This is a genomic window from Sinomonas sp. G460-2 (assembly GCF_047759905.1).
GTDB lineage: Bacteria > Actinomycetota > Actinomycetes > Actinomycetales > Micrococcaceae > Sinomonas.
The window spans coordinates 1-25,681 of the sequence record NZ_JBKZWT010000005.1; the positions used below are offsets into that span (position 1 = coordinate 1).

At 68.5% G+C, this 25,681-nt stretch carries 23 protein-coding genes, 1 pseudogene and 1 riboswitch; of the genes and pseudogenes, 11 read left to right on the forward strand and 13 right to left on the reverse strand.

The annotated features are described in order from the left end of the window. From galK to ACLN58_RS01235, 3 genes are all read right to left on the reverse strand, one after another. On the reverse strand, positions 1–976 hold a 976-nt coding region (galK, locus tag ACLN58_RS01225; protein ID WP_415853454.1), incomplete at its 3' end, for a galactokinase. Beyond that, on the reverse strand, positions 973–2,103 hold the full coding sequence (gene galT, locus ACLN58_RS01230; protein ID WP_415853455.1) for a galactose-1-phosphate uridylyltransferase: 1,131 nt from the start codon (positions 2,101–2,103) through the stop codon (positions 973–975). The genes galT and galK, both read right to left, overlap by 4 nt. Continuing rightward, positions 2,100–2,882 carry a DeoR/GlpR family DNA-binding transcription regulator gene (locus ACLN58_RS01235; RefSeq protein WP_415853456.1) on the reverse strand — a complete coding sequence of 261 codons (783 nt, stop codon included), beginning with the start codon at positions 2,880–2,882 and terminating at the stop codon, positions 2,100–2,102. Before ACLN58_RS01235 ends, galT begins: the two co-directional genes overlap by 4 nt. A 178-nt stretch (positions 2,883–3,060) precedes the next feature. Here ACLN58_RS01235 and ACLN58_RS01240 point away from each other — a divergent pair, with 178 nt between their 5' ends. Genes ACLN58_RS01240 through ilvA form a run of 3 tightly spaced genes read left to right on the forward strand, consistent with a single transcriptional unit; the run spans position 3,061 to position 6,533 of the window. After that, positions 3,061–3,993 (forward strand): aldose 1-epimerase family protein, encoded by a 933-nt coding sequence (locus ACLN58_RS01240; protein WP_415853457.1) that lies wholly within the window; start codon positions 3,061–3,063, stop codon positions 3,991–3,993. Between the two features lie 50 nt (positions 3,994–4,043). Then, a complete protein-coding gene (locus ACLN58_RS01245) occupies positions 4,044–5,267 on the forward strand; it encodes an AI-2E family transporter (RefSeq protein ID WP_415853458.1) in 1,224 nt (407 codons plus the stop codon). Between the two features lie 12 nt (positions 5,268–5,279). After that, the gene (gene ilvA / locus ACLN58_RS01250; protein WP_415853459.1) at positions 5,280–6,533 is read left to right on the forward strand and encodes a threonine ammonia-lyase; all 1,254 of its coding nucleotides are present in this window, start codon (positions 5,280–5,282) and stop codon (positions 6,531–6,533) included. Between the two features lie 82 nt (positions 6,534–6,615). Here the strand turns inward: ilvA and greA are convergent, their stop codons facing one another. Both greA and ACLN58_RS01260 read right to left on the reverse strand, forming a co-directional pair. Next, complete coding sequence (gene greA, locus ACLN58_RS01255; RefSeq protein WP_415853460.1) at positions 6,616–7,107, reverse strand: transcription elongation factor GreA; 492 nt, start codon at positions 7,105–7,107, stop codon at positions 6,616–6,618. A 220-nt stretch (positions 7,108–7,327) separates the two neighbouring features. Further along, on the reverse strand, positions 7,328–7,756 hold the full coding sequence (locus ACLN58_RS01260) for a DUF4307 domain-containing protein (RefSeq protein WP_415853461.1): 429 nt from the start codon (positions 7,754–7,756) through the stop codon (positions 7,328–7,330). Positions 7,757–7,774: 18 nt separating this feature from the next. On the opposite strand from ACLN58_RS01260, the gene mca reads away from it, so the two are divergent. Together mca and ACLN58_RS01270 are read left to right on the forward strand one after the other, a co-directional pair. Further along, a complete protein-coding gene (gene mca / locus ACLN58_RS01265) occupies positions 7,775–8,680 on the forward strand; it encodes a mycothiol conjugate amidase Mca (protein WP_415853462.1) in 906 nt (301 codons plus the stop codon). A 4-nt stretch (positions 8,681–8,684) separates the two neighbouring features. Next, a complete protein-coding gene (locus ACLN58_RS01270; RefSeq protein ID WP_415853463.1) occupies positions 8,685–9,053 on the forward strand; it encodes a hypothetical protein in 369 nt (122 codons plus the stop codon). A 30-nt stretch (positions 9,054–9,083) separates the two neighbouring features. Here the strand turns inward: ACLN58_RS01270 and ACLN58_RS01275 are convergent, their stop codons facing one another. Then, positions 9,084–9,380: a hypothetical protein gene (locus ACLN58_RS01275; protein WP_415853464.1), complete on the reverse strand. Its 297-nt coding sequence runs from the start codon at positions 9,378–9,380 to the stop codon at positions 9,084–9,086. 252 nt (positions 9,381–9,632) lie between these two features. Here ACLN58_RS01275 and ACLN58_RS01280 point away from each other — a divergent pair. Continuing rightward, positions 9,633–9,803, forward strand: a pseudogene (locus tag ACLN58_RS01280) (DUF255 domain-containing protein); the annotation flags it as partial. Positions 9,804–10,565: 762 nt separating this feature from the next. On the opposite strand, the gene ACLN58_RS01285 reads toward ACLN58_RS01280, so the two are convergent. Together ACLN58_RS01285 and ACLN58_RS01290 are read right to left on the reverse strand one after the other, a co-directional pair. Further along, on the reverse strand, positions 10,566–10,856 hold the full coding sequence (locus tag ACLN58_RS01285; protein WP_415853465.1) for a hypothetical protein: 291 nt from the start codon (positions 10,854–10,856) through the stop codon (positions 10,566–10,568). Then, positions 10,853–11,089: a helix-turn-helix domain-containing protein gene (locus tag ACLN58_RS01290; RefSeq protein ID WP_415853466.1), complete on the reverse strand. Its 237-nt coding sequence runs from the start codon at positions 11,087–11,089 to the stop codon at positions 10,853–10,855. The genes ACLN58_RS01285 and ACLN58_RS01290 overlap by 4 nt, the downstream gene beginning before the upstream one ends. 107 nt (positions 11,090–11,196) lie before the next feature. Here ACLN58_RS01290 and ACLN58_RS01295 point away from each other — a divergent pair, with 107 nt between their 5' ends. After that, positions 11,197–11,859, forward strand: a complete 663-nt coding sequence (locus ACLN58_RS01295) for a helix-turn-helix domain-containing protein (protein WP_415853467.1) — start codon at positions 11,197–11,199, stop codon at positions 11,857–11,859. Here ACLN58_RS01295 and mobF read toward each other — a convergent pair. Then, a complete protein-coding gene (gene mobF / locus ACLN58_RS01300) occupies positions 11,856–14,411 on the reverse strand; it encodes a MobF family relaxase (protein ID WP_415853468.1) in 2,556 nt (851 codons plus the stop codon). The two genes, ACLN58_RS01295 and mobF, sit on opposite strands and share 4 nt — an antisense overlap. Positions 14,412–15,377: 966 nt before the next feature. Then, positions 15,378–15,553: riboswitch (M-box (ykoK) riboswitch) on the forward strand. Positions 15,554–15,881: 328 nt separating this feature from the next. Here mobF and ACLN58_RS01305 point away from each other — a divergent pair. From ACLN58_RS01305 to ACLN58_RS01315, 3 genes are all read left to right on the forward strand, one after another. Continuing rightward, positions 15,882–17,495, forward strand: coding sequence for an NRAMP family divalent metal transporter (locus ACLN58_RS01305; RefSeq protein WP_415853469.1), 1,614 nt, complete (start codon positions 15,882–15,884; stop codon positions 17,493–17,495). A 92-nt stretch (positions 17,496–17,587) separates the two neighbouring features. Then, positions 17,588–18,853: a magnesium transporter MgtE N-terminal domain-containing protein gene (locus ACLN58_RS01310; RefSeq protein ID WP_415853470.1), complete on the forward strand. Its 1,266-nt coding sequence runs from the start codon at positions 17,588–17,590 to the stop codon at positions 18,851–18,853. A gap of 53 nt (positions 18,854–18,906) precedes the next feature. After that, on the forward strand, positions 18,907–19,272 hold the full coding sequence (locus ACLN58_RS01315; protein WP_415853471.1) for a hypothetical protein: 366 nt from the start codon (positions 18,907–18,909) through the stop codon (positions 19,270–19,272). 35 nt (positions 19,273–19,307) lie between these two features. On the opposite strand, the gene ACLN58_RS01320 is transcribed toward ACLN58_RS01315, so the two are convergent. Continuing rightward, positions 19,308–20,777, reverse strand: a complete 1,470-nt coding sequence (locus ACLN58_RS01320) for a glycosyltransferase family 4 protein (protein WP_415853472.1) — start codon at positions 20,775–20,777, stop codon at positions 19,308–19,310. Positions 20,778–21,220: 443 nt separating this feature from the next. On the opposite strand from ACLN58_RS01320, the gene ACLN58_RS01325 reads away from it, so the two are divergent. Next, complete coding sequence (locus ACLN58_RS01325) at positions 21,221–22,396, forward strand: serine hydrolase domain-containing protein (RefSeq protein ID WP_415853473.1); 1,176 nt, start codon at positions 21,221–21,223, stop codon at positions 22,394–22,396. A 517-nt stretch (positions 22,397–22,913) separates the two neighbouring features. On the opposite strand, the gene ACLN58_RS01330 is transcribed toward ACLN58_RS01325, so the two are convergent. From ACLN58_RS01330 to mauJ, 3 genes are all read right to left on the reverse strand, one after another. Next, positions 22,914–23,501 carry a recombinase family protein gene (locus ACLN58_RS01330; RefSeq protein WP_415853474.1) on the reverse strand — a complete coding sequence of 196 codons (588 nt, stop codon included), beginning with the start codon at positions 23,499–23,501 and terminating at the stop codon, positions 22,914–22,916. A gap of 247 nt (positions 23,502–23,748) precedes the next feature. Further along, on the reverse strand, positions 23,749–24,282 hold the full coding sequence (locus tag ACLN58_RS01335) for a hypothetical protein (RefSeq protein ID WP_415853475.1): 534 nt from the start codon (positions 24,280–24,282) through the stop codon (positions 23,749–23,751). 85 nt (positions 24,283–24,367) lie between these two features. Continuing rightward, positions 24,368–25,249 (reverse strand): methylamine utilization protein MauJ, encoded by an 882-nt coding sequence (gene mauJ / locus ACLN58_RS01340; RefSeq protein ID WP_415853476.1) that lies wholly within the window; start codon positions 25,247–25,249, stop codon positions 24,368–24,370. Positions 25,250–25,681 lie beyond the last annotated feature (432 nt).

A 25,681-nucleotide genomic window follows, 5' to 3' on the forward strand; every position in this document is an offset into this window, starting at 1 on the left:
CGGCCCGGCTCGCTTCGACCGCCGTGTCGAGCTCGGGGCATGAGATCTCGAAGTCGTCGCGCATGGAGGCGTGGCTCGAGTCGAGGTAACCAGCGATCGCGGCTGGGCCCGAGGCGCGCAGGGCGGCGACGGTGTCGAGGACGCGCTGATCCTCCGTGACGACGTGGCGAACGCGCCGGAACGTGACGGCGTCCATGAGAGCGCGCGCCTCGTCGAGGTCCGCGACGGCCACGTCGCGCAGGGCCTTGACGCCGAGCACCTCGGCCCCGAGTTCGCACGCGGCGCGGCGGCTCGCGTAGCCCCCGTCCGCGTGCGAGTGCGCCACACGCGTGTCGACGACGAGCGTCACGAGGCCCGCGCCCTCTGCGTCGAACGGAACGAGTTCGGCGTTCTGGTCTCGGCAGTCGAGGAACACCGCGTGCCCGGATTTGCCTCGCAGCGACGCGGACTGGTCCATGATCCCCGTCGGCGCCCCGACGAACGCGTTCTCGGCCCGTTGCGTGGTGAGCACGAGCTGCTGCGCGTCGAGCCCGGCTCCGGTGACCTCATTGAGCGCTGTCGCGACGGCGCACTCGATCGCGTGCGAGGACGAGAGGCCGGCGCCGAGCGGCACGTCCGAGTCGAGCACGAGGTCGAATCCTGGCACGTCGATGCCGCGCTCCTGAAACGCCCACACGACGCCGGCGGGGTAGACGCTCCACCCCGGAGCGCCCTCGCGGCTGAGGTCCGCGATGGCGAGCTCGGCCACGCCGGCCTCGCCCGCCGTCGAGAGCAGGCGAATCACGCCGTCGGCCCTTGCGCGGAGGGCCACGCGCGCGGCGAGGTCGATCGCGAAGGGGAGCACGAAACCCTCGTTGTAGTCGGTGTGCTCGCCGATGAGGTTGACGCGCCCCGGCGCCGTCCACACGCCGTCGGGCTCGCCGCCGAACGCCTCGCGGAACGCGGTGGTGACGCCCTCCACGCCGCCCGCGGTCATCGGGCGGCTCCTGCGGAGGCGACGGCCTCGCGCAGCTGGGCGGCGACGCCCTCCGCGAGCGTGTCGTTGATGAATGCGCCCATCGCGGCCTCCGATCCGGCGAGGTACTTGAGCTTGTCCGCGGCCCGGCGCGGCGACGTGAGCTGGAGATGGAACCGCGAGGCGGGCCGCAGCGTGGGGTCGAGCGGGGCCTGGTTCCACGCGGCGATGTACGGGGTGGGGGTGTCGTAGAGGGCGTCGACGCCCGCGAGAAGGCGCAGGTAGACCTCCGCGAGTTCGTCCTTCTCCTCGCCCGTGAGGCCCGCGAAGTCCCGCACGTCCCGATGGGGGACGAGGTGCACCTCGATGGGCCAGCGGGCTGCGAACGGCACGAACGCGCTGAAGTGGTCACCCTCGAGGACCATGCGCTCCCCATCGGCGCGCTCGCTGTCCAAGAGGGAGCCGAGCAGGGTCTCGGTGCCGCCGTTGGACTCGTAGTGCTGGCAGGCGGCGGCCGCGAGCTGCGCCCCGCGCGGGGTCAGGTAAGGGTAGGCGTAGATCTGGCCGTGCGGGTGGTGGAGCGTGACGCCGATCTGGGCCCCGCGGTTCTCGAACGGGAACACTTGGCGGATCCCGGGGAGCGCGCTCAGCTCGGCGGTCCGGTGGGCCCACGCCTCGACGACGGTGCGGGCGCGCGTGTACGGCAACGCGCCGAACGATCCCGTGTGCTCGGCCGTGAACGAAACGACCTCGCACCGTCCCGCGGCCGGAACGCTTTCGCCCCACGGAAGCGAGCTCGGGAGCTCGGCGAGGACCGGGCCGAGCGACGGGAATCGGTTCTCGAACACCACGACGTCGTAGTCCGGATCCGGGATCTCGGACGCGAACCGCGGCGATGTGGGGCACAGCGGGCACGCGTCGGCGGGCGGGAGGTGGGTGCGGGTCTGCCGATGCGCGGCGACCGCGACCCAGTCGCCGCTCAGGGCGTCGAACCGGAGCTGTCCGGGATCGGGCCGCTCGGGCAGGTCCCGGGCGTCAGGCACGGGAACCCGTTGGGGGCTGCCGGGGTCGTCGAAGTAGATGAGGTCGCGGCCGTCGGCAAGCGAACTTCGGGTCACGGAAGGGGAGAGTCCGGCGGTCGTGGTCATGCTTGGCTTCCTTGGAGGGCGGTATCGGCGAAGATGACGTGCGGTACGCGGTCGTCGAGCTCGCGGCGGGCCGTGGCGGAGAGACCGGTGTCGGAGATGAGGGTGTCGGCGCGCTCGATCGGCGCGATCTGGGCGAGGCTCAGGAGCCCGTACTTGGAGCTATCGGCGAGCACCACGAGCCGCGCCGCGGCGTTCGCGGCAGCCCGGTTCGTCTCCGCCTCGAGCAGGTTCGGCGTCGTGTAGCCGCCCCGCGGATGGACCCCGTGGACGCCCATGAAGCACAGCTCGACGTGGAGCTGCCCGAGCGACGAGGTGGCGAGCGGGCCGACGAGTGCCTCCGACGGCGTGCGCTCGCCTCCCGTGAGGATCGTGCGGACCGAGTGGCCGAGCGCCTCGGCGACCTTGATGGAGTTGGTGGCGACGGTGAGGTCGGGGACGGTGGGGAGGAGCTTCGCGAGGGCGAACGTCGTGGTCCCTGCCGTCACGAAGAGCGTCGACCCGGGCCGGATGAGGGCGAGCGCCTCCCGCGCGATCGCGGACTTTGCGTCGGCGTGGTGGCCGAACTTGACCTCGAACCCCGGCTCGGCGAACGCGAAGTCCGCGACGCGGGCGGCGCCCCCGTGGACGCGCCGCGCGAGACCTTGGCTCTCGAGCTGCTCGATATCTCGACGAATCGTCATCTCGGACACCGCAAGCGACGCCGCGAGCTCGGCCACGCGGACCGCCTCCCGCTTGTCCAGCTCCGCCATGATGCGCGCGTGGCGCTCAGCTGCCAGCACGGTTCATCCCCCCTGCTCTGTCCGCTTGTGGATCCCTGCGGAGGGCCCGGCTGATTTTCGCAACTGGGATCCTCACAGCAACTCAATTTTTCTCACAAAATATAACATTGTTGCGGGCGGATGGGAAGGCCCTGCCCTCACTTTTCCGCCGTGTCGCTCCGCGCTAACGTGGGGGACCATGAGCGCCCTGAGCCCTGCCGCGACCCGCCGATCCGCCGCCACCGGCCGTCAGTTCCGCATCGAGCGGGGCGGCAGCTCCGCCGTCGTCACCGAACTGGCCGCGGGGCTGCGGTCCTTTGAGATGGGCGGCGTCCTCCTCACCGAGACCTACGACGACGGCGCCATCTCGCCCGGCGCGGCTGGCATCACACTCGCCCCGTGGGCCAATCGGATCGAGGACGGCCGCTGGACGCTCGGCGGGAAGGTCCAGCAGCTCGACATCACCGAACCGTCCCGCGGCAACGCGAGCCACGGCCTGCTCCGAAACACTGGCTATACCGCGCTCGAGACGGGCGCCGACCGCGTGAGCCTCGAGGCCGCAGTGTTCCCCCAGCACGGCTACCCGTTCCTCGTGCGGCACCGCGTCGACTACCGGATTGACGACGACGGCGGCCTCCGCGTGCGCCAGACCCTCGCCAACGATTCGTCCGGGTCCGCGCCGTTCGTGCTGGGCGCGCACCCGTACCTGCGGCTCGGGGACGTCGACTCGGGAGAACTCACGCTCACGGTGCAGGCCCGCACGCGGCTCGTCTCGGACGAGCGCCTCATCCCGCGCTCGAGCGCCGCCGCGAGCGGCGAGTGGGACCTGTCCGCGGGGCGCACGGTCGCGGAGCTCGACCTCGACGCCGCCTACACGGACCTCGCGTTCGCCGATGGCACCGCGCGGGCCACGCTCACGGCGCCGGACGGCCGGTCGGTGTGGCTCTGGCAGGACGAGAAGTGCAGGTACACCCACGTCTTCGTGACGCGGACATTCCCGGGCCGCGATGTCGTCGTGGCGCTCGAGCCGCAGACGGGACCGGCCAACGCTTTCAACAGCGGCCAGGACCTCGGCTGGCTCGAGCCCGGGGAAGAGTTCTCGATGGAATGGGGCATCGGGGCCTCCCTCTGAACCCGGGCCGCGGGCCTCTTCGGGGCGCGGGGGTCTGGCAGGATGAGGTCATGGACGCCTCCGACGCACCCCGGACCGACGCCCCTGCCCCTTCTGATCCCGCCAGCCCCGCCCCTTCTGGTCCCGCCGCCCCGACCCCGTATCGCCGCGTGAGCGACGCCGACCTGCCGTTCGCGCTGCGCATCTCCGCCGCGTGGGCATGGCGGCTCGCGATCATCATCGCGGTGGTGAGTGCGCTCCTGTGGGGGCTCGCCCACCTGAGCTTCCTCGTGGTTCCCGTTCTGGTCGCAGCCTTGCTCGCGGGGCTCCTGAGCCCCGTCGTCGCGTGGCTCGTTCGCGCGCGCGTTCCGCGGGGCCTCGCCGTCGCCATCACCGAACTCGGCTTCATGGGGCTCGTCGCGGGGCTCCTGACGCTTGTGGGCCGGCAGATCTCGGAGGGCTTCTCGCAGCTCTGGGGCGAGGCCATCGCCGGCCTCACGGAGGTCCAGAAGTGGCTCGCCGAGGGGCCGCTCCAGCTCACGGCTGGACAGCTCGAGACATATATCCACGACGCCCAGAGTCTCCTCCAGAACAATCAGAGCACGCTCGTGAGCGGCGTCCTGAGCGTGGGCAGCTCGGCGGGACACATCATCACGGGAGCCCTCATTGCGCTGTTCGTGCTCGTGTTCTTCCTGCTCGAGGGCGAGCGCATCTGGAGGTTCCTCGTGGGCCTCCTGCCGCGGGCGGCCCAACCTGCCGCGAACGGCGCGGGCCGTGCGGGATGGCGCTCGCTTGTGAGCTACGTACGGGTCCAGGTGCTCGTCGCGGCCGTCGATGCGGTGGGCATCAGTGTCGGCGCCGCGATTCTCGGCGTCCCGCTCGCGCTCCCGCTCGCGATCCTCGTCTTCGTCTCCTCGTTCATCCCGGTGGTCGGCGCGCTCGTGAGCGGCGCCGTCGCCGTCCTGCTCGCGCTCGTGGCGAACGGACTCGTCAACGCCGTGATCATGCTCGTGGTCGTCGTCGCCGTCCAGCAGCTCGAGAGCCACGTGCTGCAGCCCCTCGTCATGGGCCGCGCAGTCTCGCTGCACCCGATCGCGGTGGTGCTGAGCGTCGCCGCCGGCTCGTATCTCGCGGGCATCCCCGGCGCGCTCTTCGCGGTGCCCGCGCTCGCCGTCGTAAATTCGGCCGTTCGCTTCATATCCGCGAGGGCGTGGGAAACTGAAACTGCGCCCGGGGGTTCTGCTGAGATTTCCTCAGGAGCCGCGGGCGCAACTGAATCCGCCCCGACCTCTTAGGAGCACGCAACCATGACTGCCCTCTCGACCCTCGCTGTGACGCTGGACGATGTCCTGGCCGCGCAGGAGCTGCTCGGGGGCATTATTGCGAGGACGCCGATTGAGACGTCGCGGGCACTCGGGCAGATGGTCGGCGGCGAGGTGTTCTTCAAGTGCGAGAACCTCCAGCGCGCAGGCTCCTTCAAGGTGCGCGGCGCGTACGTGCGCATGGCGCGGCTGAGCGAGGAGGAGAAGGCGCTCGGCGTCGTCGCAGCGTCCGCTGGCAATCACGCGCAGGGCGTCGCGGTCGCGGCCAAGCGCCTCGGCATCCGCGCCCGCATCTACATGCCGCTCGGCGTCGCGCTTCCCAAGCTTCAGGCCACCCGCAGCCACGGCGCGCAAGTGATCCTCCACGGCCACAACGTGGACGAGGCGCTCGCCGAGGCCAAGCGCTTCGCGGAGGAGACCGGCGCGGTCTTCGTGCACCCCTTTGACAACGTCGACGTCGTCGCGGGCCAGGGCACCGTGGGGCTCGAGGTCATCGAGCAGATCCCGGACGTCGACACGATCCTCATGGGGGTGGGCGGCGGCGGGCTCCTCGCGGGCGTCGCCGTGGCCGCCAAGGCCCGGGCCGCCCAGCTGGGCCGCGAGATCCGAGTGATCGGTGTCCAGGCCGAGAACGCCGCCGCCTACCCGCCGTCGCTCGCCGCAGACGCGGTCGTGCCGCTCCAGAAGGTTGCGACGATGGCGGACGGCATCGCGGTCGGGCTGCCGGGCCAGATCCCGTTCAGCATCATCCGCGAACTCGTCGACGACGTCGTGACGGTGAGCGAGGACTCGCTCGCCCGCGCGCTCATCTTCCTGCTCGAGCGAGCCAAACTCGTGGTCGAGCCGGCCGGCGCGGTCGGCGTCGCGGCGCTCATGGACGGCAAGCTCGCCGAGCTTGGCATCGACGCGAAGAAGACCGCGGTCATCCTCTCGGGCGGCAACATCGACCCGATGCTGCTGCTCAAGGTCATCCAGCGCGGCCTCTCCGCGGCCGGCCGCTTCCTCACGGTCCGCATGATGCTCGACGACCGTCCCGGCTCCCTCGCGACGATCTCCCGCATCATCGCCGAGAACGACGCGAACGTGACCGGCGTCGACCACACCCGCGTGGGCGGATCGATCGCCATGGGGGACGTCGCGATCACGATCGACATGGAGACCAAGGGCCACGAGCACTCGCAGCAGGTGCTCGAGGCCCTGCGCGCCGAGGGCTTCCAGCCGGTCGTCATGCACGTCTAGCACCGCGCGCAGACGACGACGGCGCCGCTCCCCCGCGGGGGAGCGGCGCCGTCGTCCGTCGTCAGCCCGTGCGACGGGCCGGTCAGCCCGAGTACGGGGTGGCCGAGATGATCTCGACCTTGATTTCCTTGCCGTTCGGCGCGGTGTAGGAAAGCTTGGCGCCCTGCTTGTGCCCGATGATCGCGGCACCAAGCGGGGACTTCTCGCTGAACACGTCGATATCGGCGTCACCGGCAATCTCGCGCGAGCCGAGCAGGAAACGCTCCTCCTCGCCGGCGATCTTTGCCACAACAAGCATGCCGGGCTCCACGACGCCGTCGTCAGCGGGCTTCTCGCCCACCTGGGCGTTGCGCAGGAGCTCCTGGAGCTGGCGGATGCGGGCCTCGATCTTGCCCTGCTCCTCCTTGGCCGCGTGATAGCCGCCGTTCTCCTTGAGGTCGCCCTCCTGGCGGGCCGCCTCGATCCTTTCGACGATCTCGTGACGGCCGGCACCGGAAAGGTGGTCCAGCTCGGCCTTCAGGCGATCGTACGCCTCCTGCGTGAGCCAGGCGCCGCCATGGTGGGTGGTGGTCATCTCGTCTCCTCAATCAGTCCGCGCGGGGTTCCGCACGGCTATCCATACAAAGACCCCGCCGGGGGTGCTGCGGCGGCTCCGGGAGCGCGTCCCGGTCCGCCTGCTGCCACCGACGGGGCAATGGGTATTAGTACATTGTAGTGAGCGTGACAGGCGATCCCAAGTTTCCGTGCGGCGCGTGTCACACCGCGGGCCCGCTCCCGGGCCCCGCTTTCAGGACTCAGGTCCCGGCGATCCAGCACGAGTCGATGGCCACGGAGACGGCCTGGCTCTCGGTCCGGAGTGCCACGTTGGCGGTCTGCGTGACGTTGCCGGATGCCCCCGCGGTGGGCCCGAACGTCAGCTGCTTCCAGCCCACGACGCCGAACGAGTCGTCCAGGGCCTTGACCGTGCAGTAGGCCGTCTGCGAGGCATCCTTCGTGACCTCGAAATTCTCGGTCGCGTGCCACGCGTCCGGCGTCGTGAAGCCGACGTCGCGGAACGTCACGGTCTTCGCGTTTCCGCTCCACGCGAACACGGCCACGCCGGCGATGACCACGAGGAGCGCCACCGCGGCGATGACTGCCGCGGCACGGCGGCTGAGCCGGCCCCGCGGGGCGCCGTAGCGCTGGGCGTATCGCGAGGCGGCTGCACCGGGGGTTTGGGTCACCCGACTATTCTAGGAGGCGTGTCTGAGAACGACGGCGCTCTGCGCCTTCTGGCAGTCCACGCCCACCCCGACGACGAGTCGAGCAAGGGCGCCCCGATGATGGCCAAGTACCTCGCGGAGGGCCACGAGGTCATGGTGGTGAGCTGTACCGACGGTTCGCGCGGCGACGTCCAGAACCCCGCGCTGCTCGGCAACCCGCATGCCTCGCGGGACATGGCCGGCGCGCGGCGGCTCGAGATGGCCAAAGCCCAGGACATCATCGGCATGGACCACCGGTGGCTCGGCTTCACCGACTCGGGCCTCCCTGAGGGCGATCCGCTCCCGCCGCTGCCGTGGGGCGCGTTCGCCTCCCTGCCGCTGCACCAGGCCGCCGCGCCGCTCGTGCGGCTCGTGCGCGAGTTCCGCCCGCACGTCATCGTCTCGTATGACGAGAACGGTGGTTACCCCCACCCCGACCACATCATGGCCCACCGCGTGGCCGTCGAGGCGTTCCGCGCTGCCCCGCTCGTGGCCGAGTATCCCGACGCCGGCGAGCCGTGGGAGCCCGCGAAGCTCTACTACGACGTCCCGTTCAACGTCCGGAAGTTCGGGGCGTTCCACCGCGCGCTCCTCGAGGCGGGGATCGAGTCACCGTACGCCCGCTGGATCGCCTCCGCGACCGAGGACGACGCCGAAGGCCACCACCCGTGGGCGGCCTGCCACCCCGTGACCACCCAGGTCGAGTGCGGCGACTACTTCGAGGTGCGCGACCGCGCCCTCGCCGCCCACGCGACGCAGGTCGACCCGAACGGGACGTTCTTCGCCGTCTCGCTCGCCCTGCGCCAGAAGGTCTGGCCGTGGGAGGACTACTCGCTCGTGAAGTCCAGCGTGGGGTTCCCGGCCGACGGCGAGACGGAACGAGACCTCTTCGCCGGGCTACGATAGACGGGTGCATGATCTCTTCCTGGCCCTCGCGGCGACTCCCGATCCGACGCCCGCTGGGACTCTGAAGCCGGGTCTCACGGAGGATCAGGTTTCCCCCGGGATCTGGGGTTTCCTCGCGACGGCGTTCGTCGTGATCCTGAGCATCTTCCTCATCGTGGACATGGTGCGCCGCCTGCGGCGCGTCCGTTATCGGGGCGAGGTCGAGGAGGCGCGCGAGGCTCAGGCTGCCGCTGCCCACGAGGACGGGGAGCGCAGCGCTGGCCGCGGCGAGCCCGCTGGCGAGCCCTCCGTTGATGAGGGCGGCGCGGGGGAGGCGAACGCCGATCAGGCGGATCACGCGTCTCACGGCACCGGAAGCGGCCCGGCCTCGTAGGCCAGCTCGGAAGTCTGTCGACTAGCGGCATTACGTGCGCAGGGTCGTGTAGCCGAGTTCGCGTTCGGCCCGGTCCGCTCGGGCCTGGCGCGCGGCGGCGATGATGCACGGCACCGCGACGAAGACCAGAGGGACCCATGGCTCCCACGGGCGAAACCCGGCGTCGGCCGTTCCGTTGATGGCCAGGATCGCCAGGACAGCTGCCCATGCGATGCCCGCCGCGACGGCGACCGTAAGGAGTCGCCTCCTGGTACGCCACGCGGCCGCGGTCGGCTGGACTGGGAGCGATTCCCACCGATCCTTCGGAACGAACTCGACGCTAGACATGCGGCCTCCCCAGGACGTGAGTCGGAGCGCGTTCCGACCGGACGAGGCCGATCCTAACGGTGTCGGGGCGCGGCCGCACCGGTTGGCACAGCATGACCGTCCGTCAGCGCGGCGTGGCCGTCCCTCAGCGGCATGACCGTCCCGCGTGCCGGACGGTTGTGCCTATCTCCGACGGTCTTGCGGCAGAAGGGACGGTCTTGCGGCAGAAGGGACGGCCGTGCGCCGGCGCGGCGTGTGCGGCAGACTCGAGGCATGACGAATCGCCTCGCAGGGCAGGCCTCGGCCTACCTCCGTCAGCACGCCGACAACCCCGTCGACTGGCAGCCCTACGGCGACGACGCCTTCGCCGAGGCCGCCCGCCGCGACGTCCCGGTCTTCGTCTCGATCGGCTACGCCGCGTGTCACTGGTGCCACGAGGTGGCCGGGTAGACGGTCAGCGACGGACGTCGACGAAACCGCAGGTCAGAGCGGGCTCGTCGGTCACGTCGGCTCACGGCGTGCCGTCGTTGGATATTGTTTCCGCGAAAGTTTGCATCACTTCTTTACATCACTCCGGCACCCGCCTCCCGGCTGATGTCGGTCGTCGCCGATAGCGAGGGGGACGATGGCGAGTTCGAAAAAGCGGAGAAACGCCCCGGCGCCAAGCGTGCGCACGGGGCCGTCTGGAGTTGCGCGCTCCTGCGACCCGAATCGTCACGAGTCAGGGTGTCGCGCTGCGCCTCTACCTGACTAGCCTGGGAGCGGCCAAGGTCACGACCAAGAGCGGGCATCAGTTCGGCAATCGACCGCCGAAGTCGGCTGCGAGACGACGGCTTCCTCGGCACGATTCGTCTCCCCGTGAGCGATAAGCTCGATGTCGAGATTGGAGAGGTTGCGATTCCGGGTGAGGACCGACTTCGTTACTACGGTCTGCACTGAGATCCGTACGCCAGTGCCAGGAAGACCTTGGAGTGGTTCGGGCTCCTTAAGGTTCGTGAGGTCATGCGGCACTCCGGCGACGGCCGTGGCGAGGACGGCGCAACTCAACTTCACCGCTTGTCCCTGATTCGGGAGGGTTTGAAGCGAACGCCTATGAAGTAGTGCCCAGGCTCTTCGAGGCGCGAGCGGCGGTCTCCCCAGCAGTATTAGACATGAAGTCCTCGCCGTCCGAGTTGAGAAGCCGTCGCCGTTGCGGCCGCTACCCAATCACCCCGCCCGCCGTCGTCGCTTGGGCCGGGGGAGGAGGTCCGTAACGCTCACTTCCTCGCGGTCGGGCGTGAGCAGCGCCTCCAGCCCAGCCTCGGCCCGCGCGATGCGCTTCTCCTCCCAAGCCAGGAGCTGGTCGAGGCGCCAGCGGGCGGGGTGGGTCATGACCGGCGGTGGGACGAACGCGCGGTCCTTGAGGTTCTGGTAGCCCTTGGTCTTGCCCCAGCCATAGCGGGCCAGCACCTCGCCCGCGCTGAGGAAGACGTGGCGCGGGTCGTCCATCTCGCTCACACCGCCTTCGGCCGGCCGATAACCGGTCGGGAGGCGAGTCGCTGCCCGCGAATGAACCGGCGCAGCTCACCGACGGTCGTGTAGAGGCGCTTGCCGATCTTGAAGAACTCAGGACAGGTGCCCCGCTGGCGCCACCAGCGGACGGTGTGCTCCGAGGTCTTCAGGATCTTCGCGACGTCCTCCAAGGTGAGCAGCTCGTCGTCGTGGCGCTCGTGGAACGGCGTCTCGTTCATGGTTCCTCCTGCTTGTTGTGAGCCCGCGACGGTCGTGGGCAGCAGGTAGGTGTTCTGGATGGTCCGTTTCGAGGTCAAAATACGTTCAATCGGATATATCATGAGGTATGGACAGGTCGTTTCTGCTGTGGAGGGCGCGGCGAGCGCGGGGTCTGACGCAGGCCGAGCTCGCGGCCCGATCTGGCACGTCCCAGGCCACGCTGTCGGCCTACGAGCGCGGTCTGAAGTCGCCGTCGCTGAAGGTCGCTTCGCGCATCCTGGCAGCGATGGATCACGAGTTGACCCTGCGCACGCGCGTCGACTGGGTCGAGCACCATCCAAAGGGGATCGTGAAGTTCTGGGCGCCGAGCATGCTCTGGGCGGTGGAACCGCCGACCTGCCTAGTGACGGTCCACATGCCTGATCAGATCCGCAACACCGGGATGAGCCACTGGAACCTGCGCGACCGGGAAGAGCGCCGGGGCGCGTACGAGCAGCTCATCCGTCGCGGCCTTCCCCAACAGATGATCCGCTGGATCGACGGCGGCCTCTTGATCGACCTGTGGGACGAACTCGATCTGCCTGATCCGGTCAGGGAGGCGTGGGAGCCTGCGATCCGGCTCGCCACGCTGCCGCTGGAAGTGGACGGCCTGCGCTTCTTCTTCAGCGAGAACCCGGACGTTGCGAGCACTGCCCGGGCGCAGGGCTACGAGCCGCTGCCCAAGTCGCCGCCTCCTCCGCCGCCGCGACGTTCGCGGTTCGACCCGCGTCCGCCTCTGTCCTCAAGCTAGATGCCGAGGCTGGGGCCGGGCGACGGCGAGGATGCAGGCCGCCGGTAGCCGAAGTCCTCCTCGGGACGCCGTCTGACTGCCGCCGGTCGGCGGGGATAGCGCCGCTGCATCGGACCGTAGCGGTCGACTGCCTCGGCGGCGGTCACGCGGGCCTGTGCCGGTCCGAGGTCGGCGCGGTCGCGGCCGAACACCTCGATCCACTGCTTGCGGGCGTCCTCGACGGACTCGGCGACGAGGTGAGCGACGTTGCGCTCTCGGCCGCGGGTCATGCCGACGTACGCCGACGCAGCGCCGGTGTGCTCCCCGACGAGGACGTGGCTGACTGGGACCGTGGAGCCTTGGGCGCCGTAGGCAGTGGTGGCGTAGGCCAGCTCGACATGCTGGCGGACGTAGTCGGGTGGCAGGACCCGCTTTCCCGCATCTCCCCGGACGGTCAGCGCGCCGTCGCTGCAGGCGAGGACGGTCCAGGTCTCGCGGTTGGCGACATCGGCGTCGTGGTCGTTGCGTCGGGTGGCGATCCTGTCGCCGACTCCGATCCGCTCGCCGGACGCGGTGATCACTCCGTCGGTGACGTCGCCGCCAGTCTTGCGGACCTGGTGGGTGAGGCCGTTGATCTTGGCGACCTGCTCGCGGGTATCGGCGACGACGAGGTCGCCGAACCTGGCGCGCACGGCGAGCTTCTGGACGCGCTCGACGTCGCTGGCGTGCACGAGGATCTCGCCGCGCGCGAAGAGCTGGTCGAACACCTCGCCGGGCTTCTCACCTGTTCGCATCTGCAACGACAGTTCGGCATAGGCGGCGTCGGCGAACCGACGCACCTGGCCGAGCTGGGTGACCTGGTCGGGCGCGTAGCGGATCGCGAGGTCCAACACCCCACCACGGCCCACGGCCGGAAGCTGGTGCCGGTCACCGACCAGCATCAGCCTGGAGTGCGTTTCGTCCGCCAGCAGCAGCAATGCCCGAGCGGTGTCTTGGTCGAGCATCCCGGCCTCGTCCACCACCAGCAGGTCACCTCGCCGCAGTCGCGCGCCGGGCAACGGCTCAGACCGGACTCGGGTCCAGCGCCCGTCCTCGTCCCAGCGGAGACCGTGCTGATGCAACAGCCACGCAACCGAGTGCGCAGAAGTCTTGATCTCGGCCGCAGCGACCTGAGCAGCCTTGTGGGTCGGAGTGACGACGAACATCCGACGCCCAGCCGCCTCGAGCGCCTCGCGAGTCGCCCTCAGCCGCCTCGTCTTGCCCGCGCCCGCCGCACCTTCGATGATCGTGATCGACTTCGCCTCAGCGCGTGCGGTGATCCGGTCGACGATCTCGTGCTCGACCGCGAGCACATCGACTGAGGTGAACGACCGGACATGCTCAGGCACATCGGTCCGGCCCAGCAGCGGCCGGGACGCGGCGACGACTCGCGCGGTCAGGTCCTCGGCCAGCTCCCGCCGCAAGACCCCGTCGATGACGTTGCCGGTGGCGGCGATGAGCTTCTCGATCTCGCCCCGGGCGTCGGCGGCGTTCCACGCCGAGCGTCGCGCACCGAGCCGAACCAGCGCGAGGTCGACCAGAGCGTTGCGATCCTGCAACCCCGGCCGCAGCACCGCGACATCGGACGCAGCTCGAGCGGTTGGGCCTGCAATCTTGGACGAGCGGTATCCGAGTTCGTGCAACTCCTCGATCCACCGCTGCCGCAACTCCTCACCCGAGGTCGGCACCACCTTGTCGGGTCGCGCGTCGGCCCACGCCCGCCGGTCCCACGCCTGCCGCAACGCCGGCCCCGGCTCCTCGCCGGAATGCTCGAATCGCCACTCCGATTCGTAGGTGTCGATGTTCGACTCGATCTGCTTGGCTCGGGCGCTGAACGCTCCGGAGTAGGGCGACAGTTCGGCAACTTCGCCCGTCTTGGGATCGAGCGCGAGGCCGTGTGCGGCAAGCGCGGAGTGGAAGGCGGGGTTGGTCATCACCGCTGCGTGTCCGATGCCGTTGATCGCCTCCAGGCTGTCGCGGACGCCGACCGTGTGGATGCCTCGCCACTTGCCCCCGGCGAAGACCCGGGCGTTGAGCTGGAGATGCAGGTGACGGTGGGGGTCGCCGGCGCGGGAGGTGAAGTGGCGTACGACCGCTGCTTCGATCTGCTCGACCGGCGCCTGCACCTGCCGCCCACGCGGACCGACACGAGTCGTTGCGTGAGAGGCGAGCCAACCCATGATCTCCTCGGCTGCCGCCATCTGCGCCGCGTCGTATGCCTCGGCGACCTCGGGATGCAACGCTGCCGCGATGGACCAGGTCTTCGGCCCGTTGACGGTGACCTCGACGAACCGCACCGCTTGGTCGTCCTTCCGCAGTCGACCCTTCGGTGCGCCTGTCTCGACGTCGATACCGGCTACCCACTTCTCGTAGGTCTCGCCGTCCATGTCGGCATGATGCTCGGCAGTGTCCGGGGTGGCGACGATCCGCATGGCGACACCGCTGCCCTCCGCAAGGTAGTAGTCGTCAGCGCGCGAACGGTCGGCCTCGACGTAGTGCCGAGCCGCTGCTGCGGCACCCCGGTAGACCTTCATCCCACCGTGCATCGAAATCACCTCCGTCAACAGCCGTCGATAACCACAAACCCGCAGGTCAGACCCGCTTTCACGCCCGTGGCGTTTCCTACTTTCGTAGCATGCGTGCCGGGTATTGAGGGGGTTGAGAGAGCCGATTTGGAGGGCAGATTCGGGAGCCGCCAATAACCGTTGATGGATATCGATGGGGCGTCCACAGGCGAAGTCATCCGCAGAGTCGGTATCTCGATGTGGTAGGTCGAAATCGAACGAACGTGGGCGGATGACCGGGACTGCTGAAGGTTCGGTTGACTCCTTGCATATGACCGGGTCCGGGGGTCGGTTGGCTTAGTGAACTGAGCCAGTGCGCTCGTCGTGGTTGAGCCGGGGTTCTTGTGCTTGTGAGCCAATGGTCGCTGCGGGGTGGTGGCTGTATAGGTGAGATTCGGGAGCGACTGTCACTGACTTTCAGGAGCACTTCGACGCCGGCGAATATGATGTTCGCGACCACCGGCAGAACGCAGTGCGTTGTTCCCCTCGTCGCACGGCGGTCGTTCACGTCGTCGCACTAGCCATGCGCTCCTCCCATCGTGCTTGGAACGAAGGGGCGGCCCCGGCCCGAGGGCCGACGCGCTGTGGTGGGCCGGTTGGCGTGCGGCTCGTCAGCGCAACGGGCTCATGGGCTTCAACGATCGCCTGAATTCAGTTGGTGGGCGCCTCTTTCACGAGGAAGTTGTCGGCTACTTCGACCCACTTGCCCGGTGGATCGCTGCTCGTGGCGACGTGGGCGCTGCTCGGCGCGATCAGCCAGGCTTCGCTGCCGTCAGGGTTCCCGGTTCGCAGGCCGTAGTTCTCGAATCCCTTGATCTGGGCGCTTCATAGGGATCTGGGCGCGGGACGCGCGATAGGGTTCGGCCTACGGAACAGCCCGAGGCGATGACTGAGTTGGCTGCGTGGTCTCTTTCGCGGTGTATCATGTGCTCGCAAGGTGCCGTTCGTTAGCTGAGGCTCCTTCGCGTAAACAAGCCAGCGACCCTAAACGTCGAGAGACGCCACCGGTCAGGACAGGCTGCCCCGGTCTAAGGGGCAACCCCGATTGGCTCTCCCTGCTCCTGCGGGGGGTCACGACGCGAAGTGCCAAAGGTCTTACGAGGAAGGGCACCCCGGGCGTTCTGCCCGGGGCCTCCGGAAGGCACGTGAAGACGAGCGCGGGAGGTGACTGATCGTTGTCCAGCGGCGATAGTAGTACCTCCCTGCGCACCCCCTGACTGAGCCCGAAGCTCAGCTCGTCTTCCCGCCCTGACGCACGCCGATACCGGCCCGAGAACGGGTCTTCCGGCGTGCGCGCTTCACCAGCCCCGGCCGCCGCCGGGAGGAAGCAGGTCCCCCGTGATCAAGACACCACCGAACCGCGCCCGCAGGCCAGACCCACACAGGGCACCCAACAGAAGCGCAACGCCACACCAGGCCCCGACCGCAGCCTCTTCTGCGGTGCTTGATTCGGCGCATGTCGGCGACATCAAGGGCGCCTTCGGCACGATCCGGCTCGAAGAGGCCCCGACGCAGCAGAGCTGGAAGGCGCGCCTGAAGACGCTCCTGGCCATCCTCGGCCCAGGCCTGATCGTCATGGTCGGCGACAACGACGCCGGCGCCTTCGGCACCTACACGCAGGCCGGACAGAACTACGGCACGAGCCTCCTGTGGACCCTGCTGCTGCTGGTCCCGGTGTTGTTCGTGAACCAGGAGATGGTCCTCCGGCTCGGCGCCGTGACCGGCGTGGGGCACGCCCGGCTCATCCTCGAGCGCTTCGGGCGGTTCTGGGGCGCGTTCAGCGTGATCGACCTGTTCATCCTCAACGCCCTGACGATCATCACCGAGTTCATCGGCATCAGCCTCGGCCTGTCCTACCTCGGCGTGCCACAGATCCCCGGCGTCGTCATCTCCGCGCTCGTGGTCATCGGCGCCACGAGCACCGGCTCGTTCCAGCGGTTCGAGCGGGTGTGCATGGTCCTGGTGTTCGGCTCGCTCCTGCTGGTTCCGATCTTCTTCATGTCTAGCCCGGACTACGGCCAGATCGCGCATGACTTCGTGGTCCCCGGCATCCCCGCCGGGTCGAACATCGCCGACGTGACGCTGCTGATCATCGCGATCGTCGGCACGACGATCGCCCCGTGGCAGCTGTTCTTCCAGCAGTCCTACGTGATCGACAAGCGCATCACCCCGCGCTACATCAGGTACGAGAAGGTCGACCTGTGGCTCGGGATCGTCATCGTGGTGCTCGGGGCGGGGGCGATCATCGCGTTCACCGCGTTCGCGTTCTCGGGAAAGCCCGAATTCGGGCAGTTCACCGACGCGGGCGGCGTCGCCCAGGGCCTCGAGAAGTACGTCGGCCACCTCGCGGGCATCCTCTTCGCCCTGGCCCTGATCGACGCGTCGATCATCGGCGCGGCGGCGGTCGGCCTCTCGACCTCATACGCTGTGGGCGACGTGCTGGGCCTGAAGCACTCTCTGCACCGGAAGGTCAGTGAGGCGAAGGGCTTCTACGCCGCGTTCGCGGGCATCATCCTGATCTCGGCGGTCATCGTCGTCATCCCTGGCAGCCCGCTCGGCCTCCTGACGGTCGCCGTCCAGGTCCTCGCCGGCATGCTCCTTCCCTCGGCGACGCTGTTCCTCCTGCTGCTGTGCAACGACAGGCAGGTCATGGGCCCGTGGGTAAACGGCAGGGCGATGAACGTCTTCACATCCCTCGTGATCGCGGTGCTCGTGATCCTCTCGATCGTGCTCACGTCCGCGACGCTGTTCCCCGGCATCGACGGCGGCACGATCCTCGGGATCCTCGGCGGCGGGGCAGTGCTGGTGGTCCTCGCGGGCGTGGCGTTCGCCGCGTTCAGGATCCGCGCCCGTCTCCAGGGCGAGGCCGCGCCGGAGCCCGCCGTCGACCGCTCGGAGCGGCTCACGTGGCGCATGCCGCCGATCGCGCTCCTCGAGCGCCCCCAGCTCTCGCTCACCCGCCGGATCGGCCTGGGCGTCCTGTGGGTGTACCTGCTCGTGGCGATCGTCCTCCTGGTCGTCCGCGTCGTTCAGCTTGCCCTCGGCGCCGCCTGAGCATCAGGCGCCCCCTGAACCCGACTCTCCCCACGCCGTCCCCTCGTGACGTACGCTCGCCCCGAGACGCTTTGCACCCCGAAAGGCACCCCATGACCGCCGCAGCCCAGACCGCCACCCTGTCCCTGTCCGTCCTGCTCCGCCAGCCCGTTACCGACTCCGAGGGGCACCGCATGGGCGGCCTCGCCGACCTCATCGTCCGTCTCCGGGTGGACGATTACCCGCTCGTGACCGGCCTCGTCGTCGCCGTGGGCAACACTCGCGTCTTCGTCTCCGCCGCCGACCTGGCCGCCCTGACGCCCGAGCGCGTCCAGCTCGCAGTGAGCACTGTGGACGTGCGCGAGTTCAGACGCCGAGAAGGAGAAGTGCTCCTGAGGGAGGACGTCCTGGGCCACCGGCTCATCGACCTCTCCCGCGTCGCGTTCGTCAAGGCCTACGACGTCCAGCTCACCCAGGTCCTCGACGGCTGGGCCGTGACGGGCCTCGATGTGCACCGCCGCCGCTGGCTCGGCCTCGGCCCCCGCCACGCCGCCCACGCGCCGAGGGACTGGATGGACTTCGAGCCGCTCATCGGCCACGCCGAGTCGGCCCGGGTACGCCAGGCGACCGGACGCCTCCCGGAGCTCAAGCCAGCCCAGATCGCGGACATCATCGAAGAGGCCACCGACGACGAGCAGGACGAGCTCCTCGCCCAGGTCCACGAGGACCCCGAGCTCGAGGCCGACGTCTTCGAAGAGCTCGACGAGAACAGCCAGTCCGAGCTCTTCCGCGACCGCTCCGACGCCGAGGTCGCCGAGGTCCTGGCCCGAATGCAGGCCGACGACGCAGCCGACGCACTCATGGACCTCCCGCAGGAGCGACGCACCCCGGTGCTCGATGCCCTCCCCGAGCCGCAGCGCACCGACGTCCACCGGCTCCTCGGCTACCACGACCTGACCGCGGGCGGGCTCATGGGCACCGAATTCCTAGCCCTGCCGGCCACGGCCACGGCAGCCGACGCCCTCGCCGCCGTCCGCGCCGCCGACGCGCTCCAGCCGCAGGCCCTCGTCATGCTCTACACCCTGGCCCCGGACGGGACACTCGACGGTGCGCTCAGCCTGCCCCAGGCAGTCCAGGCCGACCCCGGGGCGACACTCGCCGAGATCACCGACGCCGACGTCGTAGTCGCCTCACCCAACGACGACGTCATCGACGTCACCACCCGCATGGCCGACTTCAACCTCCTCGCCCTGCCCGTACTCTCGGACGATCGGCGCATCATCGGCGTCGTCACCGTCGACGACGCGCTCGAGGCCGCCATCCCCGAAGACTGGTCCCAACGCGAGACAAGCCACCGCGAGACCGGCTCCGAAGCCTGAGAACCACGCTGGGGGCGGCCACCCGGCCGACCCCAGCGTGGAGAGACCCCGCCATGAACCACAGCGGCCCCACAGTCGCGGGCCAGCCCGAGCGGCCCAGCCTGAAGGTTCTGCTCGTGCCCCGCTTGCTCGCCCACGGCCTCGCACCCGAACAGGTCGCCCACATCACCGGGGTCCCCGCCGCGCTCGTCTGGCTCATCGACGAGAACCGCCGAAGCGAAGGGGACGTGCGCCCGACCACCGGCACCGTCGCGGCCGGAAGGGTGCACCGCGGACGGCACCGGCGAGAGCACCTGCGTCGACTCGCAACCCTGGCCATCTACGCAGCCGGCTGCACGCTGACCATCCTCTGGCACCAGCCCATCATGCCGCTCGCCGTCGCCGCAGCCGCCCTGATCGCGGCACGCCGGAACGCCTGACGTCCGCCGCCGGATCCCAGAGCCCGAACTCCTGCTTAGCGCACACTGCCCCCGGTTGCGGCGCGCAGTACGGCCTCTGCGAAGGCCACCGGGGTTCTGGCCAGGATCTCAGGCTCGGCCACGGGCCCCTCCCAGCACTGCCTGCTCACCCTCATCGCCGTGGCGATCCCGCTGCCGACGGGGTCGGCGAGGAAGACTCCCCGCATGCCGTTCACCGACTCGGCGACTCCGCAGGCACGCGAGACCACGGCGTGCAGACCGACGGCAAGTGCTTCCTCGACAGCCGTGCCCCAGGCCTCCTGGACCGAGGGAAGCACGAGCGTGTGATGCCCGGCCAGGACCTCCGGGACGCGGTCGTAGGGGACGGCCCCGACGAAAGCCACCCTGCCCCCGAGCCCGAGCAGGTCCCGCAACTCCTCGAGCTCTTCTCTCAGGGGTCCGGATCCGGCAATGGTGAGCGTGTCCCGTGGATTCCCGAGCAGCCAGAACGCCTCGAGCAGGGCCGAGACGTTCTTCCGCGCAGTCAGTGGACCGAGGTACAGGAAGCAGTGCCCGGGTGCGGGAGCAGCGGCCCGCTGTGCCCCAGCAGCTGCGGCGTGGATCCCGGCGACGTGGACGGGATTGAACCCGATATGGATCTTCGACTCGTGCACCCCCATGGCCATCAGAGCCCTCTTCGCCGCCTCTCCGGGGACGATGGCGGCGTCCAGGCCCCGGAAGAACCTCCGCTGCGCCCAGGGAAGCAGCCCGCGGCGGAACGCGTGGGTCGCCAGAGTCGGTTCCCAGAAGCCGACTAGCCGTGCCCCGGCAGCCCGCCCGAGCCCAGCGGCCAACCAGTAGGCGGGTGAGTCCCATCCCTCCAGGACCAGCGCGTCCACCCCTCCGCGGGGCAGGTCGCCGGGCCACATCGGCAGGCGGATCTGCCGTCCGGCTGCCGGCAACCGGACGGTCGGGACCGTTTTGATCGGGAAGGACACGTCTCCGACGGAGATGGACGCGTCGGAGTGGGCCGGCCATTCGGGGACACGTCTGCCACCGCTTCGCCCGCCCTTCTCGAGGACGAAGAGGGTCAGCTGCGCATGTCGGGCCAGATGCTCCCACACCGCCCAGCGGTATGGTGCGGCGGTGTCCGTGAGCCACCCTATCCGGGGAACTGCCATCTGCTGGGCCGACATCTTCGGAATCCTCCTGCGGGTCGGCGGCGCCCCTCGGCGCCAGCCTTGCCGCGTGCGTGCACTTACGCACATGCTACGGACCTTGTGACCCCAGCGGCTGGCCGAAGGGCGGTTCCGCTGCCCAGGCGGACGGCGTCGGGCGCGGGATGTCAGAAGAGGGTATCGCGCGCGCAGTGGTCGGTACCCGGTGGGGCCGAGCTGGGCGAGCTCGCCTTTGACGTCGACGTCGATGCCGCCGAAGAAGTTGATGTTCTCGCTGTGCGCCCGCCCGATCACCGGGAACCTCCGCAGACCCTCCAGCTCCTCGTCCGTGAACACGTGGACGGCCACCAATACCTCCCAAGCCAGAGGATCCCCAGCTCAGGAGCCTACCCAGTAGCCGTATGCGCCCGATTTTTCTCGGTTACTCCGGGAACCCTCTTTAGACCCGATCAGGCAGCGGGTGGACGCCCGCGCACCCCTAGACAAAGCCGCCCCGCCATGCACCACCCGGCGGGTCTGGCTTAGATTGCCGAAGCGGCCCAGCTTGAGTAGACACAATCACTGGGCATTGACTAGGACCGGCATGCATATCAACGGCTCACGCGTCCGGTGACCCTTCACCGGGCGGCGCCCTGTCGAGAAGAGGCACCGAGGCCTCTTGCGGCCTCTCACATATCCCGGTTCGAGGCTTAATATGGTCGCGCTGGGTCGTCGGCGCTCACCACGTGCGCCTTCCGGGCGTTCCGCCCGGCTGTTCTCGTTCTTCTTTCGCACATGGGACGGTGGTCGCGATGGCCCCCAGGCCAGGAGCGGCAGGAGTCCTGCTCCTGGCGCTCCTGCTGACCGCCTGCCAATATTCGGGCGCCGGCAGCTCAGCATCGCCCAGCGCTGCCAGCCCGTCGGCCGTCGGTCCGGTTGATGAGCAGGCGCGGCTGTTCATCGACGGCGGAGCGGCGTCCGCGGTCGTGCAGGTGAACTGGCCCGGAGGGCACTGGTCCAACGCGTACGGTGTGCGGAACCTCGACACGAAGGACCCGGCGCAGGCCGGGGACCGGGTCTCGGTCGGCAGCGTGACCGAGACCCTCACAGCGGTGACAGTCCTCAAGCTCGTCGATGACCACCTCATCGGCCTCGACGACCCGGTGAACAGCGTCATCCCCGGCTTCGAAGCCGAGCTGCACCCTCCCGGCCCCATCACGGTCCGGGAGCTGCTTGCCCAGACCTCCGGCATCCCCAGCTACATCCCCGCCGCGATGCCCGGGGTGGACTTCAGGTCAGCCTTCGCCCAGCCCCTGTCGCTGGAGCAGGCCCTGCGCGACGCGGGCGGCCAGCCATGGCCCGCCACCAGAGTCGGCAGCTCGTACCAATGGGACGAGACCAACTACATCGCCCTCGGCCTGCTCGTCCAGGCACTGCGGAAGAAGCCGTTCACCGACGTGGTCAACGAGGAGGTCATCGCCCCGCTCGGCCTGACGCACACCTCCATGGGCCGCCTCGACCTGACCCAGAAGGACATCCTCCACGGGTACATGACCCTGCACGGGCAGAGGATCGACACCACGGACAACATCCACTCCGCCGGCTCCTCCAGCGAGGGGCTGACCTCCACGATGGGCGACGTGAACACCTTCCTCGCCGCCCTGTTCGGCGGCAGGCTCATCTCCCCCTCCTCGCTTGCCCAGATGGAGAAGGGTGCCGGCCCAGCGCCTTTCGCCCTCGGGATCGCGAAGGGCCCACCGGGCTGCACGAGCAGCGGATCGTTCCACACCGTGGGCAATCAGGGGTACGCAATCACCGCCGCAGTCTCCAGCAGCGACGGGAGGTACACCGCGACCATGACGGTCATGCCGCAGCCACTGCCCGGCGCACTGGAGGACCCCAGCGGGGAGCGGCAGCGCAGCACGATCATCGAACAGATGTTTTCCTCGCTCGGGGAGGCCCTCAACTCCCTCTGCGGATCCCCGTGAGCAACCCCGGCCCCGAGCCATCCCCATCACCAGCACGCACTCCCGGATCCGTCCGGGAGCCCCCATCAAGGAAGGTCGCGATGTCAATGGCCAAGAACCCATCCGAGCACACGGAAACTGCAGCCGGGGAGCACCCAAGGCGCCACGGACTGCACCTGGGCGAGTGGCTCAAGCGGGAGGATGCAGGCGTGGCCGGAGGGTCTAGCGGGATCTTCTTCAGCTCCCACGACCAGCCCCTCCCACCCGAGCGGACCTGCATCCAAGGACACGAGATCCCCCCAGGCCAAGACCACTGCTCCCACGGCCACCCAGTCGGCTGACCCCGCCGAGGGCGCCTGGCCCGCCTCGGACCGCTGCGTCCGTAAGCCGGCCGTCCACCGGACGCCTCGTCGGCGGCCGCCGCGGCGCCTGAGAACCGCACGATTCCCGGCCTGCCCGATTCCCGTATGACGAGCCCGGGAAATTGCCCGGGCGAGGTGGCTCAAGCGGCCGGCGCTGCTCATCGGGCACAGGCAGATCACTCGGCAGGGGAAGCCGCGGTGGAGGGGACTGCTGCCCGCAGGTAGGCGTAGACGGTCTCGCGGCTGATGCCGTATTCGCGGGCCAGGGAGGCCCTGGACTCGCCCGCCCGTGCGCGGGCGACCATCGCGGCCGCCGATGCCTCGGTGAGCTTCGCCTGCCGGCCCTTGTAGACGCCGCGGGCCTTGGCCTTGGCGATGCCCTCGGCCTGGCGCTCCCGGATGAGTGCCCGCTCGAACTCGGCCACGGACCCCATGATGCCGAGCATGAGCTTCGCGATGGGGGAGTCGTCCCCAGTGAACGCCAGGCCCTCCTTGACGAATTCGACCCTGACGCCCTTGGCGGTGAGCTGGCCGACGAGGCGGAGCAGGTCGTCGAGGTCGCGGGCGAGCCGGTCCATGGAGTGCACGAGCACCGTGTCGCCCTCGCGCACGAAGCCGAGCATCTCCGACAGCCCGGGCCGGTCCAGGCTCGACCCGGACGCGTGGTCGGTGAAGGTCTTCTCCGCAGGGATGCCGTCGAGCTGCCGCACGGTCGACTGAAGGGCCGAGCTCACCCGCACATACCCCACACGCAATGCGTCCACCTTCTTCCCGGATGAGTCTGTCAGGAAAGACTCTAGACCCCGAAGGATCGGTGTCAGATAAAACGCCACGCCGACTCGAATCTGACACGATCCGGCCCGCGTGCCTGACGTGGTGCGGGGGTGCACCCCAACAACATACCTCGTCGTCAGTTCTCGATTGACCACACGGGACAGTTTTGAAGGGCGCTTGTGCTCGACGTGCGAGATCAAGTGCTCGGACTCGGACAAGCGCACGATCGGCCGTCGGTTACTTGGAGGGCTTCCTCATCCTGATGAGGCGCCTGATCGTTGTGATGGGCTCACGAAGGACTTGGCGGCGGATTCTTCGGCCGTCTTCGCGACGGAGGAGTTGCTGGTAGCTTTCGGACTGCGCTCTGCGCGAGTAGTTCGAAAGAGCGGTTCGTGCGGCGTTCCAATCGCTCTCTGCGCGGACGAAGCGCGCCCTGTTTTCGGGAGTGCCGCCTACGGCGAGCAGGTTGGCGAAGTGCTCTACTGATGAATATGCCGCTTCCACCTGCTCCAAGAGGGTGAAGCCCTCGGGTTCCTTGAGCACAGAGCGCCAGTGGTCGATCGGGTATCGGCTCCGAGCCTCGTAGATGTCTCTCGTTCGGGTCTCACGCCGCCACATCAATAGCTCGATGTCCTTCATCGCTATCTTCCATGACTCCCAAATCTCGTCACGTCGCTGCCGTGTAGCGCGTATTCGATCCGGAATCCAGAACATCACCGTGGTTAAGACGCCGGAGCCGAATCCGACAAGGGCATTTGGCCAGTCGATCACGTCGACAGTATCCCCCAGCGGGAGCGGATTCCGACCGGACTGAGTGTTCGTCGACGTGCAGGCGGATGTCATTGAGACTCCCGGATCAGTCCCCTTCAAGCGGGGTGCTGACCAATTTCTGATCGGGCTGCTCTTCCAACGGTTCCGGGTGTTCGGGTTGGATCCCGTCTCCCGTGACGCGCGCGAGTTCGTGCTCTATGAGGATCCGGGCCATATGGCGCAGGACTGGGGCGGCTTCCCTGCAGGTGTTGGTGTCGCTGACATAGTCAGCAACCCGCAGCTCCTGCCCGGGGTTGATGTGCAATGCGGCGTTCCTGGCCAGATGAATCGTCGCTGTGTAGACCTTTTCGAAAGATTTGCCGAGGTAGGGCCGGAATGGCTCGAGTTCCCATGGAGTCTTGTATGGCAGATCCGTCTCGGCACGGGGAATGTGGAAGGTCGTGAGTAGGCCGTTCTTCTCGGGTTTGTAGTTCGTCTCACCTGTGTCTCGGGCTCGCCGGGTGGCGAAGCTCCGAATCCCCTCAATCAGTTTGTGGAACGCGACAGCTTGGTACAGGGGCGAATTCGAGGTTAGGCCTTCACGGTAGGCGGAGAAGTACTTTTCCATGTCCGGATGGCTCAGCATCGGCTGTCCGGACGGCAGTGACTTTACCTGTCCCGGGAGAGTCACGATGGTCTGAACGGCACCAGAGGATTCCTCGGAAAGGACCACCGCCACGGCATCAACCGCCGTGTCGGTGGTGAAGGCTAGCCAGCTGAGCATCGGCAGCACAATGTCGGATGCGCCTATTTCTGCATCGCGGAAGTTGTCTGCCATGATCCTGAGCTCGGCTCGTGCCAGTCGTCCATGCCGGTTCGGAACAAGCATGACTTCCGCCGTCGGTTCCCCATCGCGGCCTCGCTCGAGAAGAGCTTGTGCGCCGGCTATGCGCGAATCGCCTGACTTCAGGAGCTCAGAGATGCTCACGTGTGGCATCAAGACGTTGTGGGCGCCCGGCACTCCCAAGACGAAGACAACCCGATAGATGCCGGGATTGCCTTCACTCGACGGACGAGGGAAAGGGGCTGGCTCCATTACCGGAACCACAGCTACTCGGACAGTTTCGGTCACACGGGGTAGGGGCAGCTCGGTTGACAGCGGTCCGGGCGCTGAAGTCCGACGGCCTTTTGACGACGACTTCCTGCGGCCTCGGTTCTTAGACACAACGCAGCCTACAGTCTCCAGTGAGTGGGTCTGCCCTTGCCGCGCCCTGTCTATTCGTTGGCGCCAGAAGCTGCCAGCAGCCGTGGTGCGTCGCCCGTGAGCCCCATCGGATGCCTCCGGCCTTGGTGGAGGACAATTGTGGACTTCCGAACAGAGTGTCGGAGGCAGGATCTACCATTGAGAAGAACATATGTA

Excerpts from the sequence above, each read along its gene's own strand:
- mobF (WP_415853468.1), bottom strand. The coding sequence starts at position 14,411 with ATGAAGGTCTACCGGGGTGCCGCAGCAGCGGCTCGGCACTACGTCGAG.
- ACLN58_RS01295 (WP_415853467.1), top strand. The coding sequence starts at position 11,197 with ATGGACAGGTCGTTTCTGCTGTGGAGGGCGCGGCGAGCGCGGGGTCTG.
- greA (WP_415853460.1), bottom strand. The coding sequence starts at position 7,107 with ATGACCACCACCCACCATGGCGGCGCCTGGCTCACGCAGGAGGCGTAC.
- ACLN58_RS01240 (WP_415853457.1), top strand. The coding sequence starts at position 3,061 with ATGAGCGCCCTGAGCCCTGCCGCGACCCGCCGATCCGCCGCCACCGGC.
- ilvA (WP_415853459.1), top strand. The coding sequence starts at position 5,280 with ATGACTGCCCTCTCGACCCTCGCTGTGACGCTGGACGATGTCCTGGCC.
- ACLN58_RS01310 (WP_415853470.1), top strand. The coding sequence starts at position 17,588 with ATGACCGCCGCAGCCCAGACCGCCACCCTGTCCCTGTCCGTCCTGCTC.
- galT (WP_415853455.1), bottom strand. The coding sequence starts at position 2,103 with ATGACCACGACCGCCGGACTCTCCCCTTCCGTGACCCGAAGTTCGCTT.
- ACLN58_RS01245 (WP_415853458.1), top strand. The coding sequence starts at position 4,044 with ATGGACGCCTCCGACGCACCCCGGACCGACGCCCCTGCCCCTTCTGAT.
- ACLN58_RS01315 (WP_415853471.1), top strand. The coding sequence starts at position 18,907 with ATGAACCACAGCGGCCCCACAGTCGCGGGCCAGCCCGAGCGGCCCAGC.
- ACLN58_RS01275 (WP_415853464.1), bottom strand. The coding sequence starts at position 9,380 with ATGTCTAGCGTCGAGTTCGTTCCGAAGGATCGGTGGGAATCGCTCCCA.
- ACLN58_RS01290 (WP_415853466.1), bottom strand. The coding sequence starts at position 11,089 with ATGAACGAGACGCCGTTCCACGAGCGCCACGACGACGAGCTGCTCACC.
- ACLN58_RS01325 (WP_415853473.1), top strand. The coding sequence starts at position 21,221 with ATGGCCCCCAGGCCAGGAGCGGCAGGAGTCCTGCTCCTGGCGCTCCTG.